This window comes from Actinomadura sp. 3N407, assembly GCF_052245875.1.
In the GTDB taxonomy this organism is placed as follows: Bacteria; Actinomycetota; Actinomycetes; order Streptosporangiales; family Streptosporangiaceae; genus Spirillospora.
On record NZ_JBQQBP010000014.1, the window covers coordinates 117,655 to 140,378 of the forward strand.

The window sequence follows — 22,724 nt, forward strand, 5'->3', positions numbered from 1 at the left end:
CGGCGCCAGCGTACGGGGTTCGGACCATGGAACGCACGGAGATTCCCACCGAATCAGCGAACCGGACGATGATCGAACTAATGTTCGGTACGCTTGTCCGGGGCACGGCGTCGTCCACAATCACGCCCGGGTCTCGCAAAGTGTCGGAGGCCCGCCGTAACGTCGCCCTCGACATCGCAGGCAGCGGCCGAGAGCCGACAGTCACGACGAGAAGGACATCTCACATGGCAGCGAACGACCGGGAGAAGGCTCTCGAGACCGCACTCGCCCAGATCGAGCGGCAGTTCGGCAAGGGATCGGTCATGCGGATGGGCGAGGAGGCCCGCGCGCCGGTCGAGGTGATCCCCACCGGCGCGATCTCCCTCGACATCGCGCTCGGCATCGGCGGCCTGCCCCGCGGCCGCGTCGTCGAGGTGTACGGCCCCGAGGGCTCCGGCAAGACCTCCATCGCGCTGCACTCGGTGGCCAGCGTCCAGAAGCAGGGCGGCATCGCCGCGTTCGTCGACGCCGAGCACGCCCTCGACCCCGAGTACGCCGGCAAGCTCGGCGTCGACATCGACGCCCTTCTGGTCTCCCAGCCCGACACCGGCGAGCAGGCCCTGGAGATCACCGACATGCTGATCCGCTCCGGCGCGATCGACATCATCGTCATCGACTCCGTCGCCGCGCTCGTCCCGCGCGCCGAGATCGAGGGCGAGATGGGCGACAGCCACGTCGGCCTGCAGGCCCGCCTCATGTCCCAGGCGCTGCGCAAGCTCACCGGCGCGATCAACCAGACCAAGACCACCGTCATCTTCATCAACCAGCTCCGCGAGAAGGTCGGCGTCATGTTCGGCTCGCCGGAGACCACCACCGGCGGGAAGGCGCTGAAGTTCTACGCCTCCGTCCGCCTGGACGTCCGCCGCATCGAGACCCTCAAGGACGGCACCGAGGCCGTCGGCAACCGCGTCCGCGTCAAGGTCGTCAAGAACAAGATGGCCCCGCCGTTCCGCGTCGCCGACTTCGACCTCCTCTACGGCCAGGGCATCAGCCGCGAGGGCGGCCTGATCGACCTCGGCGTCGAGCACGGCTTCGTCCGCAAGTCCGGTGCCTGGTACACCTACGACGGCGACCAGCTCGGCCAGGGCAAGGAGAACGCCCGCAACTTCCTCAAGGCCAACCCCGACATGGCCGACGGCATCGAGAAGAAGATCAAGGAGAAGCTCGGCATCGGCCCGAAGGTCGACCAGGAGGCCGAGGCTCCCGCCGGCCCGCCGGCCCCCGCCCCCCTGGAGGCGGCCCCCAAGCCCGCCGGGAGGAAGGCCGCCAAGGCCAAGGCGGGTGAATCCTGACGGAGAATCCCCCGATAGGGGTGACTCTTGACGAAGAGTGAGCGATGATCTCGTATGCAGGGCGGCGGCGCCTTACCCCGCACCGCACGACCGGTGCGCGGACCTTCCCCGATGGCGCCGCCGCTCCCACGGACGCCGCCACGCCCCCCACAACGCCTCCTCCGCCGACACGCCGGACGAGGCGGACGCGCGACTCGGCGCGTCATGAGGCGAATGCCGCCGGGTGACCCCGGCGACGGCCCGCTCCCAGGACCCGAAGACACGGACGCGCAGGCGAGGGACGCGGGCGGGCGCGGGTCGAATCCCGAGGGGGCCGCACGCGAGGTCTGCCTGCGCATGCTGTCCGCGTCACCGCGGACCCGGGCCCAGCTCGCGGACGCCCTGCGGCGCAAGAACATCCCCGACGACGTCGCCGAACGGGTCCTCGGCCGCTTCACCGACGTGGGCCTCATCGACGACGAGGCGTTCGCGCAGGCATGGGTCCAGTCCCGCCACGCCGGCCGCGGCCTCGCCAAACGGGCCCTCGCCCAGGAACTCCGCCGCCGCGGCGTCGCGAACGAGACCGTCAACGACGCCGTCGAGTCCCTCGACCCCGCCCAGGAGGAGGAGACCGCCCGCGCCCTGGTGGCCCGCAAACTCCCGGCCACCCGGGGCGCCGACCCCGCCAAACGCATGCGCCGCCTGGTGGGCATGCTCGCCCGCAAGGGCTACTCACCCGGCCTCTCCTACCGAGTGGTCAAAGAGGCCCTGGCCGAAGAGGGCACGCTCCCAGAAGACCTCCCCACCCCTCTCGACTGACCCGCCGCCCGCGGGCTCCCTCGGGCATGCGGGAAACCATGCAGCGATCGCATCGCAGTGCCCGCCGAGGGAGAGCCGCCAAGGCCCGACGTCAAGGGCAATGCAAAATAAACACTGCTTGCTCATTACCTCTGTGCCGCTTACCGTTACGGCAGTGAGGAGTTACTCCGCGTCTCGCGGATTGCCATACGACCGAGCACGTTCCAGCAGCTGAGAGGCATACAGGACACGTTCGTCGACCGGATTCGGCCGAGTGACCGGGGTGCGCGCAGTGCGCTTCCCGGCGATGTCGTGCATCCGGCCGTCCGATGGGCGCGAGTAAATCCTCGCTAGGCAGGGTCCCGATTCCAGAGGGGTCCGCGGCGAGGAAGGATCTACCTCATGGAGAGCGTCCTGCTGGGTGCAGCGCTGCTGGTGACCCTGGTCGCTCTCGTCATCGTCGTCCTGCGGCGTCCAGGCATGCCCGGCAAGGCGGCGGCGGAGATGGCCCGGGCGCAGGGCGAGGCGGAGGAGATCCGGGCCAAGGCCAAACGGGACGCCGGGGAGGTCCTGGAGAAGGCCGGGCGGGAGGCGCAGCGCATCGCGTCGGCGGCGCGTGTGGAGGTCGAGGACGAGGGCCGGGCGCTCCGCGACGATCTGCGGACCGTGCGGGAGGATCTGGAGCGCCGGGAGGCGCGTCTCGCGGAACGGGAGCAGCGGCTGGACGCTGAGCTGCGGCGCCTGGAGGAGAGGCAGGGGCGGCTCGCCGAGACCGGGAGGGCTCTCGACGCCCGCAAGGAGGAGCTCGACGGCGTCGCCGAGGAGCGCCGCAAGGTCCTGGAGCAGGCGGCCGGGCTCAGCGCGGAGCAGGCCAAGGGCGAGCTGGTCGCCGCGATCGAGAACCAGGCGAAGCGGGAGGCCATCCCGATCACCCGTGAGATCGAGAACGCGGCGCGCGCGGAGGGCGACAAGCGGGCCCGCAAGATCGTGACGTTGGCGATCCAGCGGGTCGCGAGCGAGCAGACGGCCGAGTCGGTCGTGTCGGTGCTGCATCTGCCGAGCGACGAGATGAAGGGCCGCATCATCGGCCGTGAGGGACGCAACATCCGGGCGTTCGAGACGACGACGGGCGTCAACCTGATCATCGATGACACGCCGGAGGCGGTGCTGCTGAGCTGCTTCGACCCGGTGCGCCGGGAGGTGGGGCGGCTGACGCTGGAGAAGCTGGTCCTGGACGGGCGGATCCACCCGCAGCGGATCGAGGAGATCTACGAGCGCAGCAAGAGCGACGTGGAGCAGCTGTGCGTCCGGGCCGGTGAGGACGCGCTGGTGGACGTCGGCATCGCCGACATGCACCCGGAGCTCATCGCGCTGCTCGGGCAGCTGCGGTACCGCACCTCGTACGGGCAGAACGTGCTGAAGCATCTGATCGAGTCGGCGCACATCGCGGGGATCATGGCGAGTGAGCTGCGGCTGCCGGTGGAGGTCGCCAAGCGGTGCACGCTGCTGCACGACATCGGCAAGGCGCTGACCCACGAGGTGGAGGGCAGCCACGCGCTGATCGGCGCGGAGATCGCGCGCCGGTACGGCGAGCACGAGGACGTCGTGCACGCCATCGAGGCGCACCACAACGAGGTGGAGGTCCGGACGGTCGAGGCGGTGCTGACGCAGGCGGCCGACGCCGTCAGCGGCAGCCGCCCGGGGGCGCGCCGGGAGTCGCTGGAGGCGTACGTCAAACGGCTGGAGCGGCTTGAGGAGATCGCCCGCGACAGGCACGAGGGTGTGGAGAAGGTCTTCGCGATGCAGGCGGGGCGGGAGATCCGGGTGATGGTCAAGCCCGACTCCGTCGACGACATCCAGGCGCAGGTCATCGCGCGCGACATCGCCAAGCAGGTCGAGGACGAGCTGACGTATCCGGGCCAGATCCGCGTCACCGTCGTCCGGGAGTCCCGGGCGATCGAGTTCGCCCGCTGAGCGGACCGTGCCCGCCCGCCGGCGCGGGGACGGACGGGCGGGACTTCAGCCGACCGTGAGGTTGATGGGTTCGACGCCGCGCGGCTCGAATCCGAGCGTCTGGCCGTAGAACGCCAGTTCGGCCTCCAGGCAGCGGATGACGGTGTCGGCCCGGCGGAAGCCGTGCGACTCGCCCTCGAAGGTGAGGTAGGCGTACGGCATCTTCTTCCCGGCGAGTGCCAGCGCGAAGCGTTCGGACTGGTCGGGCGGCACGACCGGGTCGTTCAGGCCCTGCAGCAGGAGGACGGGGCATGCGGTCTTGTCGGCGCTGCCGAGCGGGGAGCGCTCCTCGTAGGCGCGTTCGAACCCGGGCAGGGGGCCGATCAGCCCGAACAGGTAGTGGGACTCGAAGTCGTGGGTGGCTTCGGCGAAGCTCTGCAGGTCGCTGATCCCGTAGTAGGACGTGGCGGCTTTGAACACGTCGGTCCGGGTGACCGCGGCGAGCGTCGTCCAGCCGCCCGCGGAGCCGCCGCGGATCGCCAGCCGGGCCGGGTCGGCGATCCCGCCGTCGATGAGGGCCTGCGCGGCGGCGACGGCGTCCTCGACGTCCACGATGCCCCACTGGCGGCGCAGCCGTTCACGGTAGGCGCGCCCGTGGCCGGTCGACCCGCCGTAGTTGACGTCGATGACGCCGATGCCGCGGCTGGTGAAGAACGCCCGTTCCAGGTCGAGGACCGTGGAGGCGCGCCCGGTCGGCCCGCCGTGCACGAACACGACGTACGGCGGCAGTTCGCCTTCCGGCCCGGCGGCCTCGGGGTTGGCGGGCGGGAAGACGTAGGCGTGGACGGGACGTCCGAACGGCCCTTCCAGGCGTTCGGCGCGCGGCCTGGACAGGAAGGCGACGTCGGGGAGTTCGGCCAGTTCGCGGCGGAGGCCCTCGACACGGCCGGTGGTGGTGTCGACCCGCACGACCGAGGTCGGCAGGTCGGGGCCGCCGGCGATGCCGACGATCGTGGTGCCGTCCGTGGACAGCTGCGGCTGCCAGTGCCCGTACGGGACCTCCAGGTCGGTGAGCTCCAGCGTCTCGGGGTCGTAGACGCCGAGGCGCATGTCGCCCTCGCCGTGCAGGACGGCGAGGCGCCCGTCGCCGAGCAGCGCGTACGGCATGCCGCCGAGCTGCCACAGCGGACCGGCGAACTCCTCTTCGGCCGGGTAGAGGGCCTGCGGCGACTCGCCGTGCAGCCCGACCTGGTAGATGTTCCACCAGCCGGGCCAGTCGGAGACGACGTACAGGGACTCGTCGTCGCGCCACACCGGCGCCAGCGCCGACTCAGTGAGGCCGCCCTTGACGGTGCGGGGTGCGACGGTGGCGCCGTTCTCGATCGCCGCCGCGCGGATCTCGGTGCCGTCCCAGGGCATGCGGGGGTGGTTCCACTGCACCCACGCCAGGTGCCCGCCGCCGGGGGAGGGGGCGGGGGAGGCGTAGAAGTCGGCGCCGGTGACGAGTTCGCGGATCGCGCCGGCGTTGTCGGCCGCGCTGCCGTCGAGGGGGACGGCGACGATGGCGCGCCTGATGCCGGCGGCGGCCGGGTCGTCCGCCGCGGGCTCGGTGTCCTGCGCGTCCCCGGTGACGTCGGGCTCGGCCCGGGGTGCGGCGATGTGGCCCTCGCACACGCACCAGATCTCGGTGCCGTCGGGGGACACGACGTAGTCGGCGTAGCGCAGCCCCGCGGGGACGGCCGGCTCGGGGGTCAGCGGGTACGGCTTCGGGTCGCCCTCGTCGAGCCGGTGGAGCCGCTGGTCGTCGTAGTTGGAGAAGACGATCGACCGGCCGGCGGCGGTACGGATCGGCAGGTAGGACCGTCCGCCGTACTCGTGGACGCGGGTGCGGGCGTCCCACGGTGCCTGCAGCAGTTCGGTGCGGTGCCCGCCCTTGAGGTGGATGACCGTGGTCCGCCCGCCCTCTTCGGGCCGGGTCTCCTGCCACCACACGTCGTTGCCCGCGACGGTGGGGAAGCTGAGGCGCAGCCGGGCGCGGGCGACGTCGGCCGCGGAGATGGGTGAGGGCCATGAGCCAAAGGGGAGGGTCGCACGAGCGGTCATACCAGGAATCGTCCCGCATACGGGGACGTGTTGGGGTCATGACGGGCCGTTTGAACTCGGAAAGATACAAGCGGCCATCAGGCGACTCGCGGGTAACACCGGTGATCAGCGGCCCGCCCGCCCGGAATCGGACCTCCGGGGCCGTATGCCGCGAAGGGCGCCGCCGGAACCGGCGGCGCCCTCCGTGCGCGGACGGGACGACCTCAGGCGGCTGAGGCCTTGCCGGAGGACTGACCGGTCAGCCCGGGGGCCGGGGGAGGCCCGGAGGCGCCCAGGGTCTGGCCCGTGGTCTTGCGGCTGCCTCGGCTGCGCCGCTCCAGCCATGTCGCGACCCGGCTCAGCGACATGTTGATCGCGATGTAGATGATCGCCACCACGATCCCCGCCTGCAGGACGTTGTTGCTGTAGTTGGCGGGGACCTGCTTGAAGCCCGCCTGCAGGAACTCGCCGTAGGCGATGATGAACCCGAGCGCGGTGTCCTTGAGCAGGACGACGATCTGGCTGACGATCGCCGGCATCATCACGGTGACGGCCTGCGGCAGCAGGACGAGCCGCATGACGCCGTTCTTGCGCAGCCCGACGGAGTAGGCGGCCTCCGACTGCCCCTTGGGGATCGACAGGACGCCCGCCCGCACGATCTCGGCCAGCACCGAGCCGTTGTACATCACCAGGCCGAACACGACCGCGGCGAAGGCGGGGACGGTGACCACGCCGGCGTTGCTCTCCACCCCGAAGATGAAGAAGAAGTAGTCCACCGACAGCCGCTGGATCTGGCCGAACTGGGACTCGGCGATCTCCGGGCTGATCTTGTTGGGGACGAAGAACGCCAGGAAGATCAGGATCAGCAGCGGGATGCCGCGGAAGAACTCGACGACGGCCCCGGCGGGGATCCGGATCCACCAGTGGTCAGACAGCCGGGCGAGGCCGAACACGATGCCGAACAGCAGCGCCAGCACGGTCGCCACCGCGGCGGCCTTCAGCGTGTTCATCAGGCCGGGCAGGAGCAGGTGCCGCCAGACCGTCCACTCGGTGAACGGGCTCCACAGCTTCTCCTGGAACTGGCCCTTGTCGTAGAGCCGCCAGACGAGCCCGGCCAGGATCGCGAGGAGCACGGCCGACACGATGGCGGTCAGCGCCTTGTTCCGCGCGCGCGCCCGCGGCCCGGGGATGTCGAAGAGGATGGATGCTTCCTTGCTCACCGTGCCACCGCCATTCGCTTGGCCAGCCAGCCGAAGAAGTAACCGGTCGGCAGTGTGAGGATCAGGAAGCCGATGGCCACGCCGAGGAACAGCGGGATCACCCCGTTGGCGAACGTGGGCTTGTCGACGATCGTCTTGGTCACCAGCGCGACCTCGCCGTAGCTCGCCGCGGCGGCCACCGTCGTGTTCTTGATCATCGCGATGAGGACGCTGCCCATCGGGGCGATGATCGAGCGGAACGCCTGCGGCAGGATGATCACGCGCAGTGACTGGGTGAAGGTGAGCCCGATCGACCGTGCCCCCTCGGCCTGCCCGAGGGGGATGGTGTTGACCCCCGAGCGCAGCGTCTCGCAGACGAACGCCCCGGTGTAGGCGGACAGCCCGACGACCGCCCACCAGTAGTAGGTGGTCGAGGAGACACTGGAGAACTTCAGGGCGAGGATGTCGTTGAGGCCCAGGCTGCACATCAGCAGCACCAGGGTGAGGGGCGTGTTGCGCACGATGTTGACGTAGCCCGTGCCGAAGGCGCGCATGACGGGGACGGGGGCGACGCGGAAGCTCACCATGATCGTGCCGATGATCAGGGAGAGCACCGCCGCGGCGCCCGCGAGGCGCAGGGTCGCCCAGAATCCCTGGAGGATCTCCCCGAAGTTGTCGAAGAACGGGCTGAAGTCAAACATTGCTCAACTGTTCCATGGCGTTCCAGCGGTGTCGGGCCATGCAGATGCGTCCCCGGAAGGACACGTCCTTGCGGGGACGCACCGGCATGACGGGTCGGACCGGCCTGTGATCAGGCGCAGCCCTCCATCTGCGGGACGGTCTTGACGAGCTTCAGCCCGGTACCGGCGAAGTGCTTGTCCAGCAGCTGGCCCGCGGTGCCGTCGGAGTACATCTGGTTGACGGCCTTGTTGACGGCCTCACAGGTCTCGATATCGCCCTTCTTGATGCCGACGCCGTACTTCTCGTCGGTGAAGGGGTCGTTGATGACCTTGAAGGAGCCCTTCTGCTGGTTGGCGAACCCGGCCAGGATCAGGTCGTCGGTGCTGACGGCGTCCAGCGCGCCCGACTTCAGCTTGCTCACGCACTCGGAGTAGCTGCTGGCGTCCACCAGCTTCACGCCGGAGATGTCGAGCTTGCCGTCCGGCGGCGGCTCGGTGATCCGGCGGAAGGAGTTGGACCCGGCGGCCTTGCACAGCCGCTTGCCCTTGAGGTCCTCGGTCTTCTTGATGTCGGCGTTGTCGTTGTTGACCATCGTGTCCTGGTGGGCCACGTAGTACGGGCCGCCGTACGTCACCTGCTGCTTGCGCGCCTCGGTGATGGAGTAGGTGGCGACGACGAGGTCGACCTGCCCGCCGCCGATGAACGACTCGCGGTTGGCGGAGGTCGTCTCCTTGAAGGTGATGCCGCTCTCGGGGACGCCGAGCTGCTTGGCGATGTACTTGGCGACGTCGACGTCGAAGCCCGCGAACGTGCCGTCGGGCTTCTTCAGGCCCAGTGCGGGCTGGTCGAACTTGATGCCGATGGTCAGTTTCTTGTCGTCCTTGGCCTTCTGGACGACCGTCTTGGCCTCGGTCTTCTCCGTGTCGCTGCCACAGGCGGAAAGCGCCAGTGACAACGCCATCCCCGCCCCGATGAGGGCGCCGAAACGACGTACTCGCATTCTCGTCCTACCTCTGCTCTCTGCCGGAGCCCCGCGGCTCAGTGGACCATTCTCATCCTCTGCGGACCGAACAGTTCATGTGTTGTGGAATAAACCGGAGGCGAGTGATTCAGTGCGTGAGGATCTTGGAAAGGAAGTCCTTCGCGCGGTCGGTGCGCGCGTTGGTGAAGAACTCGTCGGGCGTGTTCTCCTCCACGATCTGGCCGTCCGCCATGAACACGACCTTCTGCGCCGCCCTGCGCGCGAAGCCCATCTCGTGGGTGACGACGATCATCGTCATGCCCTCGCGGGCCAGACCCGTCATGACGTCGAGGACCTCGTTGACCATCTCCGGGTCCAGCGCCGAGGTCGGCTCGTCGAAGAGCATCACCTTGGGCTTCATCGCGAGGGAGCGCGCGATCGCGGCCCGCTGCTGCTGTCCGCCGGACAGCTGGGCGGGGTACTTGTGCGCCTGGTCGCCGATGCCGACCCGGTCCAGCAGTTCCATCGCGTGCTTCTCGGATTCCTGTTTGCCCTGCCTTCGGACCTTGACCGGCCCGAGCGTGACGTTCTCCAGGATCGACTTGTGGGCGAACAGGTTGAACGACTGGAACACCATGCCGACGTCGGCGCGAAGCTTCGCCAGCTCCTTGCCCTCCTTGGGCAGTTCCTTGCCGTCCACGAGGATCGTCCCGTCGTCGATCGGCTCCAGCCGGTTGATCGACCGGCACAGGGTCGACTTCCCGCCGCCGGACGGGCCGATGACGACGACGACCTCGCCGGAGTGCACGGTGAGGTTGATGTCCTGGAGGACGTGCAACTCGCCGAAGTGCTTGTTGACGTGTTCGACCACGACGAGGGGCCGGCCGTCCGCGGGGGCCCGCTCCGGGCTGGGTTCCTCCGGCCCGTCCTTGGTGAGGTCGGGCCCGCCTTCGCTGTCCGTCATGCGCTCGGACTTTACGTCATCGTTGACTCCGCTAAAGTTGCCGCGCGGTACCGATACGATCACGAATCCCCATGTCGGGCGGGGGTTCACCGTGGCGGAGAGTGATCATCGCGGCTCGTGCGCGTGGCCGGTCGCCCGTTCGGTGATATCGCGCCGGGCCCGTACCCTTGGTAACCGTCATGAGTGCGCCTATGAATACGGCTGCCCGTACGTACGAGATCCGCACTTACGGGTGCCAGATGAACGTTCACGACTCCGAGCGGCTGTCCGGGCTCCTGGAGGCGGCCGGCTATGTCCGCGCCGGGGACGGCGAGCCCGACGTGGTGGTGTTCAACACGTGCGCGGTGCGGGAGAACGCCGACAACCGGCTCTACGGCAACCTCGGCCATCTGCGGCCGGTCAAGGACGGTCATCCCGGCATGCAGATCGCCGTGGGCGGCTGCCTCGCGCAGAAGGACCGCGACACCATCGTCGAACGCGCCCCCTGGGTGGACGTGGTGTTCGGCACCCACAACATCGGGTCGCTGCCCGCGCTGCTGGAGCGGGCGCGCGTCCAGAGCGAGGCGCAGGTCGAGATCGAAGAGTCCCTGGTGACCTTCCCCTCGACGCTTCCGACGCGCCGTGAGTCGCCGTACGCCGCGTGGGTGTCGATCTCCGTGGGCTGCAACAACACGTGCACGTTCTGCATCGTCCCGTCGCTGCGCGGCAAGGAGAGGGACCGCCGCCCGGGGGAGATCCTGGCGGAGATCGAGGCGCTCGTCGGCGAGGGCGTCCTGGAGATCACCCTCCTCGGCCAGAACGTCAACGCGTACGGTTCGGGGTTCGGTGCCCTCGCCGCCGCGCCCGACGAGGTCCGTGCGATGACGTCGGGCGGCCAGTCCGCGTTCGCGGGGCTGCTGCGGGCGTGCGGCGACGTCGAGGGGCTGGAGCGGGTCCGGTTCACCTCGCCGCACCCCAAGGACTTCACCGACGACGTCATCGCCGCCATGGCGGAGACGCCGAACGTGACGCCGTCGCTGCACATGCCGCTGCAGGCCGGGTCGGACGCGGTGCTGCGCGCGATGCGCCGCTCCTACCGGCAGGAGCGCTACCTCGGCATCATCGAGAAGGTCCGGGCCGCGATCCCGGACGCGGCGATCACCACCGACATCATCGTGGGCTTCCCCGGCGAGACCGAGGCCGACTTCGAGGAGACCCTGCACGTGGTGCGGGAGGCCCGGTTCTCGTCGGCGTTCACGTTCCAGTACTCCAAGCGTCCGGGCACCCCTGCGGCGACCATGGACGGCCAGGTGCCGAAGGAGGTCGTCCAGGAGCGGTACGAGCGGCTGGTCGCCCTCCAGGAGGAGATCTCCTGGGAGGAGAACAAGAAGCAGCTCGGCCGCACCCTGGAGGTCCTGGTGGCCGAAGGGGAGGGCCGCAAGGACGGGGCGACCCGCCGGCTGTCGGGCCGCGCGCGCGACAACCGCCTCGTCCACTTCGGTGTGCCGGAGGAGCCGGTCCGTCCGGGCGACATGGTCACGGTCGAGGTGACCTACGCCGCGCCGCATCACCTGGTCGCCGACAAGCCGGTGCGGGACGTCCGGCGGACGCGCGCGGGCGACGCGTGGGAAGCCCGCCAGGGCCGGGAGGACGGCTCGGGCGGGGTGGACGGCCAGAAGGGCGTTTCGCTCGGAATGCCGTCGATCGGACGTCCTGCGCAGGCCGACGCGCCCGTGTCCGGCTGCTCCACCGCCTCCTGAACTCCGGCATGATCGGGTTGGTTTCCGTGCAAGACCCGGTGGCCGGGAGGCAGTGCGGCAGGGAGGCAGTGTGCTCGTATCGGCGGCGGTGTGCCCGCATCCGCCCATCCTCGTGCCCGCGGTGGCGGGGGAGGCGGCGCCGGAACTCGACACGCTGCGCGCCGCGTGCGATGAGGCGGTCCGACGCCTGACCGGTCGCCAGGCGGGTCCCGGTGGACGTCCCTCTGCGGGGACACAGGGCTACCGGCCGGTGGATGCGCTTGTCGTCGTGGGCGGTGCCCCGGGGACCCGCTCTTACGGGCCCGACGCGAACGCGACACTCCGCCCGTACGGTCTTGACTGGACGATCCCTGACGAGCCCAAGGACGGCGCTGAGGAGTTGCCGCTCTCCCTCACCATCGGGCGGTGGCTCCTGGAACGGCATGACGCCGATCTCGGTGCCCGCTACGAGTCGGTCGCGTTCGACGCTTCGCCGGAAGAATGCGTCTCACTCGGACGGCGGCTTGCGGAGTCGGCCGACCGGGTCGCGCTTCTGGTGATGGGCGACGGGTCGGCTTGCCGTTCGGAGAAGGCACCCGGGTACCTCGATGGGCGCGCGCGCCCCTACGACGAGGTCGTGGCGCGCGCGCTCGGAGACGCTGACGCCGCCGCCCTGGCCGCTCTGGATCCGGGGCTGTCCCAGGAACTCCGAGCGGCCGGGCGTGCGGCGTGGCAGGTGCTCGCCGGCGCCGTCGGCGAGGGCGGCTTCACGGCCGCTCTGCTCGCCGACGAGGCACCGTACGGAGTCGGCTACTTCGTCGCGGCCTGGTCACAGACGGGCTATGGCTGCTGACCGCCGCCCTGTTCGCTCTGGCCGCCGCTCTGGCCGCCGCTCTGGCCGCCTTCGGCGCTCCGGTCGATGTAGTCGCCGGCCTTCTGCTGGGCCTTGTCGACCTTGTCGGCGTACTTGCCGCCGGTGCGCTCGTCGATCTTGTCCCCGGCCCGCTCAACGCCCTGGCGTGCCTTGTCGGTGTTCTGCCCGAGCATCTGCTTGACCTTGTCGACGATGGACATCGAAAATCCCCCCGGATCCCTCGTCTCGTCGGTGGTGCCGCATGTTCACGCGCGACACCCGTACATCCCGCCTATACCCGTTCTCTTGCCACAATCAATCCCGTGACCTCAGCGAATAGACCGGACGTGATCGCGGTCGTCGGCGCGACCGCCGCCGGCAAGTCCGACCTCGCCGTGGAACTGGCCCTGAGGCTGGGCGGGGAGGCGGTCAACGCCGACTCGATGCAGCTGTACCGCGGCATGGACATCGGCACGGCGAAGCTCACCCCGGACGAGATGCGCGGCGTCCCCCACCATCTGCTGGACGTCTGGGACGTGACCGAGACCGCGAGCGTCGCCGAGTACCAGCGGCTCAGCGCCGACGTGATCGCGCGGATCCGGGGGCGGGGCCGGGTGCCGGTCCTGGTCGGAGGCTCCGGTCTGTACGTGCGCGCCGCGCTCGACCACCTGGAGTTCCCCGGGACGGACCCCGCCGTCCGGGCACGGCTGGAGGAGGAGCTGGCGCACGCCGGGTCCGGCCCGCTGCACGAGCGGCTGCGCGGCCTCGACCCGGCGGCGGCGGAGGCGATCCTGCCGAGCAACGGCCGCCGGATCGTCCGGGCGCTGGAGGTGATCGAGATAACCGGCCGGCCGTTCACCGCGACCCTGCCCGAGCACCGCTACCGCTACGGCTCCGTCGTGCAGATCGGGCTGAGCGTCCCTCGCGAGGAACTGGACGACCGCATCGCCCTGCGGGTGTCCCGCATGTGGGAGGCGGGGCTGGTCGGCGAGGTCCGCGAGTTGGAGAAGCAGGGCCTGCGGGGCGGCCTGACCGCCGGACGCGCCCTCGGCTACGCGCAGGTCCTCCGGTTCCTGTCGGGGGAGTGGACGCGGGAGCAGGCCATGGAGGACACCATCCGGACGACCCGGCGGTTCGCCCGCCGCCAGGAGTCGTGGTTCCGCCGGGACCCCCGCGTCCAATGGCTGCCCTACGACGCCCCTGACCTGGTCGGCCGCGCTCTCGCCCTGGTCGGCTGAGAGGTCCGGCGGACGCAATATGATCGGGGGATGCGGTTCGTCAAGGGGCATGGCACCGAGAACGACTTCGTGATCCTGCCCGACCCGGACGGCGTCCTGGACCTCACCCCGGAGGCGGTGGCCCGGCTGTGCGACCGGCGGGCCGGGATCGGCGCCGACGGCGTCCTGCGGGTCGTCCGGACGAAGGCGGCGGGCGTCGAGGGGGACTTCCGGGACGCCGAGTGGTTCATGGACTACCGCAACGCCGACGGCGGCATCGCCGAGATGTGCGGGAACGGGATGCGCGTCTTCGCCCGCTACCTCGTCGACGCCGGCCTCGCCGCCCCCGGGGAGTGGGACGTGGCGACCCGGGCGGGGCTGCGGCGTGTGACGCTCGGCCCGTCCGGGGACGTGAGCGTCGACATGGGCCCGGCCGACGTCCTCGGCTCCGGTGAGGCGTCCATGGCGGGCGCCCTGTTCCGGGGCGAACGCGTCTCCGTGGGCAACCCGCATCTGGCGTGCCGGGTGGACGGGCCGGTCGCGGCGCTGGACCTGTCACGGGCGCCCGGATTCGATCGCGGCGTCTTCCCCGACGGCGTGAACGTCGAGTTCTTCCGCGCCGTCGGGGAGCGGCACCTGGAGATGCGGGTGTACGAGAGGGGCTCCGGCGAGACCCGTTCGTGCGGCACCGGCACGGTCGCGGTCGCGGCGGCGGCGGCCCTGGGCGCCTCCGGCCCGTCCGAGTGGACCGTGGACGTTCCCGGCGGGCGGGTGACCGTCGCCCTCGACGGGGGGACCAGCCGCCTGACGGGGCCGGCCGTGCTGGTCGCCGAGGGCGAGATCCGTCCCGGCCTGATCTAGCGAAAGCCCGTCCAACCAGGGCCAGAGGCGCATTCAGGCTCGTCCCGGCTCGAACGGGACAGGTGTCCCTCACCAACGGGACCTTCAGCCGCATAACTTCATTCATGCACACCCTCTGGTGAATGGCCCGTATGGACCGGGATGGGAGCCCCGGTTCCGTGCGGAGCCTGAGGGCCGGTGGCGACCTTCTTGGCGGGGGGCGGTCACCGGCCCTCCCGCCAGGGTGGAGGCCGGAGCGGCCGGACGACCCGGCTTCGCCCGGCGCCCGGCAATGCGGCGGGACGGGCGTCAGCGACGGACGCCGTTCACGGGAAGCTTGGCGCGGACCAGCGTCCCCCCTTTGGGGCCGGGACCGACCGTGCAGGAACCGCCCAGTTCGGCGGCGCGCTCCCGCATGGAGGACATGCCGATGCCGGAACGCACCTGTGAGGGCAGACCCACGCCGTCGTCGTTGACGGAGACGTGCAGGTCCCCGTTCAGGTGCAGCCGGACCACCGCGCAACCGGCCCTGGCGTGCCGGTGCACGTTGGTGAGCGCCTCCTGCACGATCCGGTACGCGGCGACCTCCGCGGCCGCCGGCAGACCTCTGAGATCGCCCTCCACCTGGACGTCCACTTCCGGGCCGTCTCCCGTGGCGACGACCCCGCCGAGCGCCTGGATCGCGCCCGCCAGTCCCAGATCGTCCAGCGCGGGCGGCCGGAGCCCGTACACGAGCTCCCGGATGTCGCCGATGGTGCTCCCCATCGTCGCGCGGAGTTCTTCCAGCAGCGCGTCCACGGCCTCGGGGTCGGTCTTCAGCGTGATGCGCGCCGCGTCGACCGTCATCGCGAGGCTCGCCAGCGTCGGGCCGAGCCCGTCGTGCAGGTCGCGCCGCAGCCGCCGGCGCTCCTCCTCCCGGGTGCGCAGGATGTGCTCCCGGGACCTCTGGACGTCCGCGGCGAGTCGCACCGCGTTCGACAGTTCGGCGAGGTTGCGGGCCAGGATGCCCGACAGCCGCGCGTCCGGCGACCGGGTGACGCCGAACAGCAGCCGGCCCACCGGCTCCCCGTGCCAGACCAGCGGGATGAGCTGCGGCCGGTCGCCGAGCAGGCCGTCCTCGGCCGAGATGGTCCGGCCGTCGCGGTCCAGAACCTCGATCACGACGCCGGTGGCGTGCAGGGCGGAGCGCGCCACCTCGGCGGCCACGGCGAGCGCGGCGGCCGGGTCGGCGGCGGTCTGCAGCCGGCGGTTGAGGCGGTCGGCGATCCGGTACGGGTCGCGCTCGCCGTGGATGAACCCGTCCACCGTGCGCTGCAGGCGCCGCCGGACGGGCTCGAACACGGCGCCCGCGACGATCGCCCCGGCCAGCCCGGAGAGGGTCCCCTGGCCGTGTGCGAGGAGGCTCGCAGCGCCGACCAGCGCGAAGTACACGCCGGTGATGACGGCCACGAGCCCCGCGTACACCAGCGTCCGGCTGACGACGAGATCGATGTCGTAGAGCCGGTAGCGGGTGATCGCGATGGCGATGCAGACGGGGACGGCGACGATGGTGACGTTGCGCAACGGATCCCCGATCATGCTGTTCTCGCCGATGTAGATGACCGCCTCGGCGACGATTCCGGGATAGACGACCCAGGCGATCTGCCGCCGGACGTCGGGAGGCGACTGGACGAACCGGACGGCCACCGAGAGCAGCCCGGCGGCCAGGGTGCCGATGATGATCGCGGTGATTGCCACCGGGATCTCGTCGAACGGGTAGACCGAGACCCCGTTGTGCCAGCGGCGCACGCCGGGGTCGATCGTCAGGTGGACGCAGACGATCACCGGGACGAGGCAGGCGAGGAGGAGCACCGGCCGGAACCAGCGCGACACGAGCCGCCCGTCCGGGAAGATCAGCGGCAGCACGAGCGTAAGGGCGTAGGTGTCAATGGCCCACAGCCAGGTGCTGAGCCACGTGACGGAACCGGTTCCGGCCCAGTGGTGGATCTCGAACCACGGGGCCATGTTGAGCGAGAGGACGTACACGGCGGCGCAGAAGCCGGAGCCGAGCATGAGCCAGGCGACCGTCAGCCTCGGCCGGTGCCGCAGCAGGACGGCGGCCACGGGCGTCCACGCGATCGCGACGAGGATCTCCGGATGCCACCAGACCATCCGCAGGTCAGAGGGCAGGCGGGTACCGATGGCGAACGATGCGGCGACGATCAGGACGGCGCCGAGCGCCAGCGGGACCGCGACGCGTCCACGCCCGCGGTCCTGTTCTGCCGTCTCCACCATGCGCACCCCAGACCAAAAGTAATGGAATGTTAAAGCGTCCTGGCCCCCGTCCTGCAGTCATCAGGGCGTCCGCCTCAGGACACCGGGATTCCCGTCGGCCGACACTGTCCGCGTCGCGGCGCGCTGGCGCGTGCCGTGATGGTAACCGCGGAACCCTGCGGAGAGAACCGAAGGTGCAGGTCACAGTCGTCGCGTGGGAGGTAACGGACGATGCCCCGACGCCGCCCGCCGGTGTCCGGCAGTGCGGTGCGGGCGGCGGCTCCGAGCCCTTCAGGGGGCGGGTTCGGATCTCCGCCGGCGCCGAAACGGCCGGAATGGGCCGCCGAACAAGGTGACTGACCACCGGCGAAGGTCCTTGTCAGAGTCATGCAGTCAATGCGCTCGCGCGGGCGAGCGTCCCGTCCTCCCGCCCGGTCGTCCGATGATGTGACTCCCGGTATTTTCCTACGCGATGCGTGATCACTCAGTAGCATTCTGTGATTCGCGGACCGGCCGGGAGGAGGACCATGGCGGCGTTCCCGCTGCGGCGGCTGGCGGGCCGTCTGGTGCCGGCCGTGCTCGCGGCGAGCCTCGCCTACCTGCTCGCCGCCGCCGCGCTCGACCCGCGCGCCGGCTACGAGGGCCGCGCGCCCCGTCCGCCGGAGGCCGTCGTCGACGCGCGGCTCGACGCGCTCAACCTCAACGGCCGGACGCCCCTGGCCGACCGGTACCGCACCTGGGCCGGGGGCGTCCTGCACGGAGACCTCGGCCGCACCTGGGACGGCGAACCGGTCGACGCCGAGTTATGGCGGCGGCTCGGCGTGAGCCTGCGGCTGGTGCTCCCGGGCGCTGTCCTCGGGTGCGGGCTCGGCGTCCTCCTCGGCGCCTACGCGGCGGCGCGGCGTGGGCGGACGGCCGACCGGCTCATCACGCTCGGTTCGTATCCGCTGCTGGCCGTCCCCGTGTTCGTGCTGGCGGTGCTGCTGCAGATCGCCGCGGGCAAGGCCAACCACGTCATGGGGGCGCAGGTCTTCGTGTGGGTCGGAGAGTCCGCACCGGGGATGTCCGGAGACCTCGCAGGGTTCGTTGACCGGGTACGGCGCCTGCTGTTGCCGACGGTCACGATCGCGCTCGCACAACTGGCCGTCTGCTGCCGGTACCAGCGCGGCATGATGCTGGACGTCCTGAACGCCGACTTCGTGCGCACCGCGCGGGCCAAGGGGCTGCGGCGGCGGAGCGCTCTGATGCGGCACGGGCTGCGCGCCGCTCTGGCGCCGATGACGACCTACGTCGCCTACACCTCCGGCCTGCTGCTCCTCGGCGCCATGTTCACCGAGAAGATCTTCGGGCGGCACGGGATGGGGGAGTGGCTGGTCGAATCCGTGACGCGCGGTGACGTCAACGTGGTCGCGGCGATCGGCTGCGTCGCCGTGATCGGGGTGCTGCTGGCCGGGCTCGCCTCGGACGTGCTGCACGGCGTCCTCGACCCGCGTGTCCGGACGGCGTCGGGCCGGTGCGGGCCATGACGGTGCGGTCCCTGACGGTGCGGCGGCGCAGCCGGCGGGCGGTCGCGGGGCTCGTCCTGCTCGCGCTGCTGTTCTCGCTGGTGTTCGGCGGGCCGCTCGTGTCGCCCTGGGGCTGGGACGGCACGGACTTCACCGCCTTCCACCAGGGGCCGTCCGCGCGGCACTGGCTCGGCACGACGCACAGCGGACGGGACGTGTTCGCCCTCACTCTGCGCGGAGCCCAGAGGTCACTGCTGATCGGCCTGTTCGCCGCCGTGATCGCGACAGGGCTCGCCGCCGTCGTCGGCACGGCGGCCGGGTTCGCGGGCGGCCCGCTCGACCGGACCCTGATGTGGGGCGTCGACCTGCTGCTGGCTCTTCCGCCCCTCCTGGTCGTCGTCGTGCTGGTGCCGCGGCTTTCCGGGGGCGTGCCGGTGCTCGTGGCACTGCTGGCCGCGTTCATGTGGATGATCACGGCCCGGATGGTGCGGAGCATGACGATCTCGCTTTGTGAGCGGGAGTACGTGCTGGCCGCCCGGTTCCTCGGGGTGAGCGCGCCACGCGTGATCGTCCGGCACGTCCTGCCGCAGCTCGCGTCGCTGCTGGCCGTTGACGCGAGCCTGAACGTCAGCGTCGCGATCATCGCGGAGAGCGGCCTGTCCTTCCTCGGTCTCGGTGTCCGGCCGCCGGACGTGTCGCTCGGCACGCTGATCGCCGACGGCCACGGCACCGTGGCCGCCCGTCCGTGGCCGTTCGGTTTCGCCGCCGGGCTGCTCGTTCTCATCGTCCTCGCGGTGAACCTCCTGGGCGACGGACTGCGCGACGTCCTCGATCCCGCCGGGGGCAGGGGGTGAGCGTGCTGCGGGTCACGGATCTGACGGTTCGTTACGCACCCGATGTGCGCGCCGTCCAGGGGGTGAGTTTCACGGTCGGGGAGGGCGAGGTGCTCGGGATCGTCGGTGAATCGGGCTCCGGCAAGACCGCCCTCGCACTCGCCGTGATGGGGCTTCTGCCGGAGAGCGCCCGTGCCGCGGGTTCGGTGCGGTTGCGCGGTGAGGAACTGCTCGGGCGGCCGGACGCCGAACTGTCGCGGGTTCGCGGCAAGGAGCTGTCCATGGTCTTCCAGGATCCGCTGTCGGCGCTCACGCCCGTCCACACGGTGGGCGACCAGATCGCCGAGACCGTTCGCGTTCACTCGGCGGCTTCGCGTGCGGCGGCGCGGGCACGGGCCGCCGAGCTGCTCGACCTGGTCGGCGTTCCCGGCGCGGCGCGGCGGGTCAGGGCGTACCCGCACGAGTTCTCCGGCGGTATGCGGCAGCGCGTGATGATCGCGATGGCGATCGCCAACGACCCGGCCGCCATCGTCGCGGACGAGCCGACGACCGCCCTGGACGCGACCGTCCAGGCGCAGGTACTCGACGTGCTTCGGGTCGCCAAGGAGGCCACCGGCGCCGCGATCGTCCTGATCACTCACGACCTGGGGGCCGTCGCCGGGTTCGCCGACCGCGTCATGGTGATGCACGCGGGACGCGACGTGGAATCAGGGCCGGTTGAGCAGATCTACCATCGCCCTGGAACGCCGTACACGGTCCGGCTGCTGCGGTCGATTCCCCGGATCGGCGAGCGGCCTGTCCGTCTGCCCCGGCCGACCCGGCCCGGTCGTCCCGTCGTGCTTGAGGTGGACGGTCTCGTCCGTCACCATCCGCTGTACAAGGGGACATTGCCGCGGCGCAGGGCCGGGACGGTGCGCGCCGTGGACGGCATCGGCTTCGATGTCCGTGAGGGCGAGACCTTGGCGCTGGTGGGGGAATCGGGGTGCGGCAAGACCACGGCACTGATGGAGATCCTCCGGTTGACGCGCCCGCAAGGCGGACGCGTCGCCGTCTTCGGACAGGACACGGCGGCCTTGCGCGCCGCCCACCGGAAGGCTCTGCGGCGGGATGTCCAGGTGGTGTTCCAGGACCCGTTCTCGTCGTTGAACCCGCGGATGCGCGTGGCCGACATCCTCGCCGAACCGCTGACCACGCACGGCTACCCGTCGTCCCGCATCCGTGGGCGGGTCAGGGAGCTGATGGAGTCGGTGGGCCTGGAGCCTGATCATGCCGGGTGTTACCCACATGGTCTCTCAGGTGGGGAAAGGCAACGCGTCGGCATCGCCAGAGCGCTGGCCTTGGAGCCACGGCTGCTGCTCCTGGACGAGCCCGTGGCGGCCCTGGACGTTTCTGTGCGGGCCGGTGTCATGGCCTTGCTGGAGCGTCTGCGCGACCGGCTCGGTTTGGCGTACTTGCTCGTCGCCCATGACCTGGCCGTCGTCCACAGCCTCGCCGACCGGGTCGCCGTCATGTACATGGGGCGCATCGTTGAGATCGGGTCGGTGGACGTCGTGTACCGCGCGCCCGCACATCCGTACACGCGCGCGCTGCTGGACGCGGTTCCGTTGCCCGATCCGCGGCTGGAACGACGTCGCCGTCGTGTCCTTCTGCGGGGGGACCCGCCTGACCCCGCGTCCCCACCTGCGGGGTGCCGTTTCCGTTCCCGTTGCCCGCGCTATGCCACGCTCACCGCCGTCGAAGGAGCCCTGTGCGAGGAACACGATCCCAAGTCTCGTCCTGTGCGGCCTGGGGAAGGCGTCGACCAATCGGTGGGGTGTCACCATCCCCTTGTCGAAGTCGGGGACGGCCGGTGAAACGGGCGCTCGGCGCTGTTCTCCTTGGGGCCGCGCTGCTGACCGGCTGCAGCGGCCCCGGGCCGGAGGGCTCCACGAGCCACGCGTCTGGGCGGCTGCCCGCGTCCGACGTCAATCCGGCCCCGCGCGACCGCGTCGTGAACGGCGGGACGCTGCGCTGGCCGCTGCCGGAGTTCCCGTCCCAGTGGAACTTCAACCACGTCACGGGCACCACCGGGGTGGTCGAGCGCGTCATCCGGGGTGTTCTGCCGTACCTGATGCGCGCCGACGAGAAGGCCGTGCCGCGTCCCGTCCCCGAATACCTGCGGTCGGCATCGCTGAGGCGCACCGCGCACGGGCAGACCGTCACATACCGGCTCAACCCGCGAGCCAAGTGGTCGGACGGCCGCCCCATCGGCCACGCCGACTTCGTGGCGCAGGCACGCGCGCTCTCAGGACGCGACCCGCGATACGAAGTCTCCGCCGTCACCGGCTACCGCCGCATCAAGCGCATCGAACGAGGCCCTGGCGAAAACGTGGTCGAGGTGACCTTCGATGGGACGTACGCGGACTGGCGCAGCCTGTTCAGCCCGCTCTACCCGGCCACCATGTACGCCGACCCACGCGCGTTCAACACCGGCTGGATGAACCGCCTGCCCGTCACCGCCGGCCCGTTCGAAATCCAGGAGATCGACAAGACCGCCAAGACGGTGACGCTGGCCCGCGACCCCGCCTGGTGGGGTCCGCCCGCGAAACTCGACCGCATCGTCTACCGCGCGATGGACCCCAGCGCCATGCCCGGCGCGTTCGCCAACAACGAGGTCGACCTCATGGACATCGGCCTCGACGCGGGCGCACTGCGGCGCGTCCAGGGGGTGCGCGGCGCCGCCGTCCGCCGGGCGGGCGGGCCCGACTGGCGGCATTTCACGCTGAACGCCGCCTCGCCCGTCCTGTCCGACGTGCGGGTGCGGCGGGCCGTCATGCTCGGCATCGACCGGCGCGCCATCGCCCGATCCGACCTGTCCGGCCTCGGAGTGCCCGTCCGGATGCTCGGCAACCATTTCTACGTCAACACCCAGGACGGCTACCGGGACAACTCCGGGGAGTTCGGCGTGTACGACCCGGCCCGCGCCAGACGGCTCCTGGACGAGGCGGGCTGGAAACCCCGCGGGAAGTACCGCGTCAAGGGCGGACGGACGCTCGCGCTGCGTTTCGTCGTCCCGTCCGGGGTCCCGATCAGCAAACGCGAAGGGGAACTGGCGCGGGCGCTGCTCGAACGCATCGGCGTCCGGGTGGACATCGAGCCGGTTCCCGCGGACGACGCGTTCGACCGGTACGTCACGCCCGGGAACTTCGACATCGTCCCGTTCTCCTGGCTGGGCACGTCCTTCCCGGTGTCGCCGATGAAATCGGTGTTCGCGGAACCGCACGGCGACCGGATCCAGCAGAACTACTCCCGCATCGGCAGCGACGCCATCGACGCCGCCATGGACCGCGCCATCGCGGAGGTCGACCCGGCGAGAATTCACGTCCTCGTGAACAGGGCCGACCGGCTCATCTGGCGCCAGGCGTCGGTCTTGCCGCTGTACCAGCGACCACAGCTCGTCGCCACGCGCGCGAACCTGGCCAATCTGGGCGCCTGCGGCTTCTTCCAGCCCGCCTACCAGGACATCGGGTTCACGAAGCCGTCCTAGCCCAAGCCGTCCTGGCCCAAGCCGTCCTGGC

Annotated in this window: 18 protein-coding genes; 11 read left to right on the plus strand and 7 right to left on the minus strand. The window is 70.7% G+C overall.

The annotated features are described in order from the left end of the window. Positions 1-224 precede the first annotated feature (224 nt). From recA to rny, 3 genes are all read left to right on the plus strand, one after another. On the plus strand, positions 225-1,331 hold the full coding sequence (gene recA / locus ACTWPP_RS30885) for a recombinase RecA (RefSeq protein WP_443107893.1): 1,107 nt from the start codon (positions 225-227) through the stop codon (positions 1,329-1,331). 213 nt (positions 1,332-1,544) lie between these two features. Then, positions 1,545-2,129: a regulatory protein RecX gene (locus tag ACTWPP_RS30890; RefSeq protein ID WP_443107894.1), complete on the plus strand. Its 585-nt coding sequence runs from the start codon at positions 1,545-1,547 to the stop codon at positions 2,127-2,129. Between the two features lie 381 nt (positions 2,130-2,510). Continuing rightward, on the plus strand, positions 2,511-4,082 hold the full coding sequence (rny, locus tag ACTWPP_RS30895) for a ribonuclease Y (RefSeq protein WP_443107895.1): 1,572 nt from the start codon (positions 2,511-2,513) through the stop codon (positions 4,080-4,082). 45 nt (positions 4,083-4,127) lie between these two features. On the opposite strand, the gene ACTWPP_RS30900 is transcribed toward rny, so the two are convergent. From ACTWPP_RS30900 to ACTWPP_RS30920, 5 genes are all read right to left on the minus strand, one after another. Next, complete coding sequence (locus ACTWPP_RS30900; RefSeq protein WP_443107896.1) at positions 4,128-6,164, minus strand: prolyl oligopeptidase family serine peptidase; 2,037 nt, start codon at positions 6,162-6,164, stop codon at positions 4,128-4,130. Positions 6,165-6,367: 203 nt separating this feature from the next. Beyond that, complete coding sequence (locus tag ACTWPP_RS30905) at positions 6,368-7,363, minus strand: amino acid ABC transporter permease (RefSeq protein ID WP_443107897.1); 996 nt, start codon at positions 7,361-7,363, stop codon at positions 6,368-6,370. After that, positions 7,360-8,043, minus strand: a complete 684-nt coding sequence (locus tag ACTWPP_RS30910) for an amino acid ABC transporter permease (RefSeq protein ID WP_443107898.1) — start codon at positions 8,041-8,043, stop codon at positions 7,360-7,362. Before ACTWPP_RS30910 ends, ACTWPP_RS30905 begins: the two co-directional genes overlap by 4 nt. Positions 8,044-8,153: 110 nt before the next feature. After that, the gene (locus ACTWPP_RS30915) at positions 8,154-9,023 is read right to left on the minus strand and encodes a glutamate ABC transporter substrate-binding protein (RefSeq protein ID WP_443107899.1); all 870 of its coding nucleotides are present in this window, start codon (positions 9,021-9,023) and stop codon (positions 8,154-8,156) included. A gap of 109 nt (positions 9,024-9,132) precedes the next feature. After that, a complete protein-coding gene (locus tag ACTWPP_RS30920) occupies positions 9,133-9,948 on the minus strand; it encodes an amino acid ABC transporter ATP-binding protein (protein WP_443107900.1) in 816 nt (271 codons plus the stop codon). 191 nt (positions 9,949-10,139) lie between these two features. Between ACTWPP_RS30920 and miaB the strand changes: the two genes are divergently transcribed. Further along, a complete protein-coding gene (gene miaB / locus ACTWPP_RS30925) occupies positions 10,140-11,687 on the plus strand; it encodes a tRNA (N6-isopentenyl adenosine(37)-C2)-methylthiotransferase MiaB (RefSeq protein WP_443107901.1) in 1,548 nt (515 codons plus the stop codon). A gap of 70 nt (positions 11,688-11,757) precedes the next feature. Beyond that, on the plus strand, positions 11,758-12,519 hold the full coding sequence (locus ACTWPP_RS30930) for a hypothetical protein (RefSeq protein WP_443107902.1): 762 nt from the start codon (positions 11,758-11,760) through the stop codon (positions 12,517-12,519). Here the strand turns inward: ACTWPP_RS30930 and ACTWPP_RS30935 are convergent. Beyond that, positions 12,507-12,740: an antitoxin gene (locus ACTWPP_RS30935; RefSeq protein WP_443107903.1), complete on the minus strand. Its 234-nt coding sequence runs from the start codon at positions 12,738-12,740 to the stop codon at positions 12,507-12,509. The two genes, ACTWPP_RS30930 and ACTWPP_RS30935, sit on opposite strands and share 13 nt — an antisense overlap. A gap of 126 nt (positions 12,741-12,866) precedes the next feature. On the opposite strand from ACTWPP_RS30935, the gene miaA reads away from it, so the two are divergent. Both miaA and dapF read left to right on the plus strand, forming a co-directional pair. Continuing rightward, the gene (gene miaA, locus ACTWPP_RS30940) at positions 12,867-13,757 is read left to right on the plus strand and encodes a tRNA (adenosine(37)-N6)-dimethylallyltransferase MiaA (protein WP_443108012.1); all 891 of its coding nucleotides are present in this window, start codon (positions 12,867-12,869) and stop codon (positions 13,755-13,757) included. 30 nt (positions 13,758-13,787) lie between these two features. After that, complete coding sequence (gene dapF, locus ACTWPP_RS30945) at positions 13,788-14,597, plus strand: diaminopimelate epimerase (RefSeq protein WP_443107904.1); 810 nt, start codon at positions 13,788-13,790, stop codon at positions 14,595-14,597. Between the two features lie 288 nt (positions 14,598-14,885). On the opposite strand, the gene ACTWPP_RS30950 is transcribed toward dapF, so the two are convergent. Then, on the minus strand, positions 14,886-16,850 hold the full coding sequence (locus ACTWPP_RS30950) for a histidine kinase (protein ID WP_443107905.1): 1,965 nt from the start codon (positions 16,848-16,850) through the stop codon (positions 14,886-14,888). A gap of 506 nt (positions 16,851-17,356) precedes the next feature. Here ACTWPP_RS30950 and ACTWPP_RS30955 point away from each other — a divergent pair. From ACTWPP_RS30955 to ACTWPP_RS30970, 4 genes are read left to right on the plus strand one after another with little or no spacing between them, the layout of a single operon-like run. Beyond that, positions 17,357-18,355 (plus strand): ABC transporter permease, encoded by a 999-nt coding sequence (locus ACTWPP_RS30955; protein WP_443107906.1) that lies wholly within the window; start codon positions 17,357-17,359, stop codon positions 18,353-18,355. Further along, positions 18,352-19,188 carry an ABC transporter permease gene (locus ACTWPP_RS30960; RefSeq protein ID WP_443107907.1) on the plus strand — a complete coding sequence of 279 codons (837 nt, stop codon included), beginning with the start codon at positions 18,352-18,354 and terminating at the stop codon, positions 19,186-19,188. Before ACTWPP_RS30955 ends, ACTWPP_RS30960 begins: the two co-directional genes overlap by 4 nt. Continuing rightward, positions 19,185-21,020 (plus strand): dipeptide ABC transporter ATP-binding protein, encoded by a 1,836-nt coding sequence (locus ACTWPP_RS30965; RefSeq protein ID WP_443107908.1) that lies wholly within the window; start codon positions 19,185-19,187, stop codon positions 21,018-21,020. The genes ACTWPP_RS30960 and ACTWPP_RS30965 overlap by 4 nt, the downstream gene beginning before the upstream one ends. After that, complete coding sequence (locus ACTWPP_RS30970; RefSeq protein WP_443107909.1) at positions 21,017-22,693, plus strand: ABC transporter family substrate-binding protein; 1,677 nt, start codon at positions 21,017-21,019, stop codon at positions 22,691-22,693. Before ACTWPP_RS30965 ends, ACTWPP_RS30970 begins: the two co-directional genes overlap by 4 nt. Positions 22,694-22,724: the final 31 nt, after the last annotated feature.